General features: G+C 75.8%; 1 protein-coding gene and 2 pseudogenes. 2 read left to right on the top strand and 1 reads right to left on the bottom strand.

From position 1 onward, the window contains the following. Positions 1–91: pseudogene (locus tag AB0O00_RS33825) on the bottom strand (succinate dehydrogenase/fumarate reductase iron-sulfur subunit); the annotation flags it as partial. 3 nt (positions 92–94) lie between these two features. Here AB0O00_RS33825 and AB0O00_RS33820 point away from each other — a divergent pair. Together AB0O00_RS33820 and AB0O00_RS33815 are read left to right on the top strand one after the other, a co-directional pair. Next, positions 95–1,996: pseudogene (locus tag AB0O00_RS33820) on the top strand (PD-(D/E)XK nuclease family protein); the annotation flags it as partial. A 32-nt stretch (positions 1,997–2,028) separates the two neighbouring features. Next, positions 2,029–3,123, top strand: a 1,095-nt coding sequence (locus AB0O00_RS33815) for a UvrD-helicase domain-containing protein (protein ID WP_363658377.1), incomplete at its 3' end; no start/stop codon positions are given.

The following is a 3,123-nucleotide window of genomic DNA, read 5'->3' as shown; positions in this document are numbered from 1 at the left end:
CGCCGCGGGTGATCAGCTCCTCGTTGAGGGTGTCGAGCATCTCCAGGAAGGACATGTCCGGGCTGATCCCGCTGACCTCGTAGGTGGTCATCGCCTCGGCGGCCTCGACGGCTCCGACCTGCGCCGCCTCGGCCGCGCCCTGCGCGAGGAGGAACGCGCCGCGCTGCGCGCCGACGGACGCCCCGCCGCGGCGCTGCGCCCGGCCGGCGAACTGATCCGCGAGGCCCTCGCCGAACCCGAGCGGCTGATCGCCCTCGACCCCACGCACGCCCGGCGCGCCCGCGACCTCGGCACCCTGCTGCGCAAGGTCCGCGAGGCACTCGCCGGCGGCTGCACCGCCGAGGACGCCCTGTGGGCGCTGTGGGAGGGCAGCCGCCGCTGGCGCGAGCGCCTGGAGCGGGCCGCCCTGCGCGGCGGCGCCGCCGGCCGCAACGCCGACCGTGACCTCGACGCCCTGTGCGCCCTGTTCGAGACCGCCGCCCGCGCCGAGGAACAGGTCACCGGCCACCGCAGCGCCCTCGACCTGCTCGCCGAGCTGGAGGCCCAGGACATCGCCGCCGACACCCTCACCGTGCGCACCGTGCGCCCCGAGGCCGTCCGGCTCATGACCGCACACCGCTCCAAGGGCCTGGAGTGGCGCCTGGTCGTCGTCGCCGGCGTCCAGGACGGCCTCTGGCCCGACCTGCGCCGCCGCGGCTCCCTCCTGGAGGCCGACCGGATCGGCCGCGACGGCCTCGCCGAACCGCTCTCCCCGGCCGCCCTGCTCGGCGAGGAGCGCCGCCTCTTCTACGTCGCCGCGACGCGCGCCAAGGAACGGCTGATCGTCACCGCCGTCAAGGCGCCCGCCGAGGACGGCGACGAGCCCTCCCGCTTCCTGCGCGAGCTTTACCGCGAGGACGTCGACCCCGCGACCGGCCGGGTCGTGCGCCGCACCCCGCCGGTCACCGTCGAGGACGTCACCCACCGCCCGCGCCGCCCGCTCGCCGTCCACGCGCTCGTCGCCGAGCTGCGGGCCGTCACCGTCGACCCGGCCCGCTCGCCCGAGCTGCGCCGGGCCGCCGCCGAACGCCTCGCCGTGCTCGCCGCCGCCACCGACGAGGACGGGCTGGCGCTGGTGCCCGCCGCCCACCCCGAGCGCTGGTGGGGCCTGGACGACCCGACCGCCGCCCCCGAGCCGCTGCGCGGCCCCGACCTGCCGGTGCGGCTGTCCGGCAGCGGCCTGGAGCAGCTGGAGAACTGCTCGCTGCAGTGGTTCCTGGACAAGGAGGTCAAGGCTCAGGGCCGCGGCTCGGCCGCCCAGGGCTTCGGCAATGTCGTCCACGCCCTCGCCGACGAGGTCGGCTCCGGGCGCACCCCCGCCGACCTCGCCGTCCTCATGGAGCGCCTGGACACCGTCTGGGACGCGCTGGCCTTCGACGCGCCGTGGAAGTCCCGCCAGGAGAAGACCGAGGCCCGCGCCGCCCTGGAGCGCTTCCTCAACTGGCACGTCCTGGAACGCGGCCGGGACCTCGTCGCCACCGAGCACGGCTTCGACGTCACCCTCGACGTCGGCGGCGTCTCGGTGCGCATCCGCGGCTCGATGGACCGGGTCGAGAAGGACGCGGCCGGGCGCGCCTACGTCGTCGACTTCAAGACCGGCAAGCAGATCCCCACCGACAAGTCGCTGCCCGACCACAAGCAGCTCGCCGTCTACCAGCTCGCCGTCCGGGCCGGGGCGCTGAACGAACTGCCCGGCTTCGCGGGCCGCGCCCCCGACACCGGCGGCGCCGAGCTGGTGCACCTGCGCGAGCCCGCCGCCAAGGCCGCCCAGGACGCCCCCAAGGTGCAGCGCCAGGAGCCGCCCGAGGGCGAGCCGTGGATCGAGAACCTGCTGGCCGAGGCCGCCGGGCGCGTCCTCGCCGAGCGCTTCGTGCCCCGCACCGGCGGCGGCTGCGACCGCTGCGCGTTCCGCCGCAGCTGCTCCGCCCAGCGCGACGGGGCACAACTCGTCGAATGAAGGATGTCCGCCGCTCCGGTTAACGTTGCGGGGTGACCGCCGTGCTCAGCCATCCCGACCAGCTCAAGGAGCTGCTCGGGATCCCGTTCAACCGGGAGCAGATGGCGGCCATCGGCGCCCCCCTCGAACCCGCCGTGATCGTCGCCGGCGCCGGCTCCGGCAAGACCACCGTGATGGCCGCCCGGGTGGTGTGGCTGGTCGGCTCCGGCGCCGTGCGCCCCGACGAGGTCCTCGGCCTCACCTTCACCAACAAGGCCGCCGGCGAACTCGCCGAACGCGTCCGCACCGCCCTCCTGCGCGCCGGCGTCACCGACCGCGACGACACCGAGCCGCTCGGCGAACCCGAGATCTCCACCTACCACGCCTTCGCCGGCCGCCTCCTCAAGGAGCACGGCCTGCGCATCGGCGTCGAACCCGACGTGCGGCTGCTCGCCGACGCCACCCGCTTCCAGCTCGCCGCCAAGGTGCTGCGCACCAGCCCGGGCCCGTACCCCGCCCTCACCGGCACCTTCGCCAACCTCGTCGCCGACCTCATCGCCCTCGACGGCGAACTCGCCGAACACCTCGTCGAACCCGCCGCCCTGCGCGCCCACGACGAGGACCTCCTCGACGCCCTCGCCACCGCCAAGCTCACCAACGACGACCTGCGGGCCGTCCCCGCCACCGCCCGGGCCCGGCTCGAACTGCTGCGCCTGGTCGAGGAGTACCGGCGCCGCAAGGCCGCCGCCGGGCTGATGGACTTCGGCGACCAGATAGCGGCCGCCGCCCGGCTCGCCCAGCGCCGGCCCGAGGTCGGCGAACTCCTGCGCGGCCAGTACCGGGTCGTGCTCCTCGACGAGTACCAGGACACCTCCGTCGCCCAGCGGCTCATGCTGGCCGGCCTGTTCGGCGCGGGCCCCGACGACCAGGGCACCGGGCACCCGGTGACCGCCGTCGGCGACCCCTGCCAGGCGATCTACGGCTGGCGTGGCGCCTCCGTCGCCAACCTCGACGAGTTCCCCCGGCACTTCCCGAAGGCCGGCGGCCGGCCCGCCGCCCGCTACGCGCTCAGCGAGAACCGCCGCAGCGGCGGACGCCTGCTCGCCTTCGCCAACGAACTCGCCGCGCCGCTGCGCGCCATGCACGAG

The sequence above is a fragment of the Kitasatospora sp. NPDC093558 genome, assembly GCF_040683475.1.
Classification (GTDB): domain Bacteria; phylum Actinomycetota; class Actinomycetes; order Streptomycetales; family Streptomycetaceae; genus Kitasatospora.
This window is presented reverse-complemented; position numbering and strand designations above follow the sequence as displayed.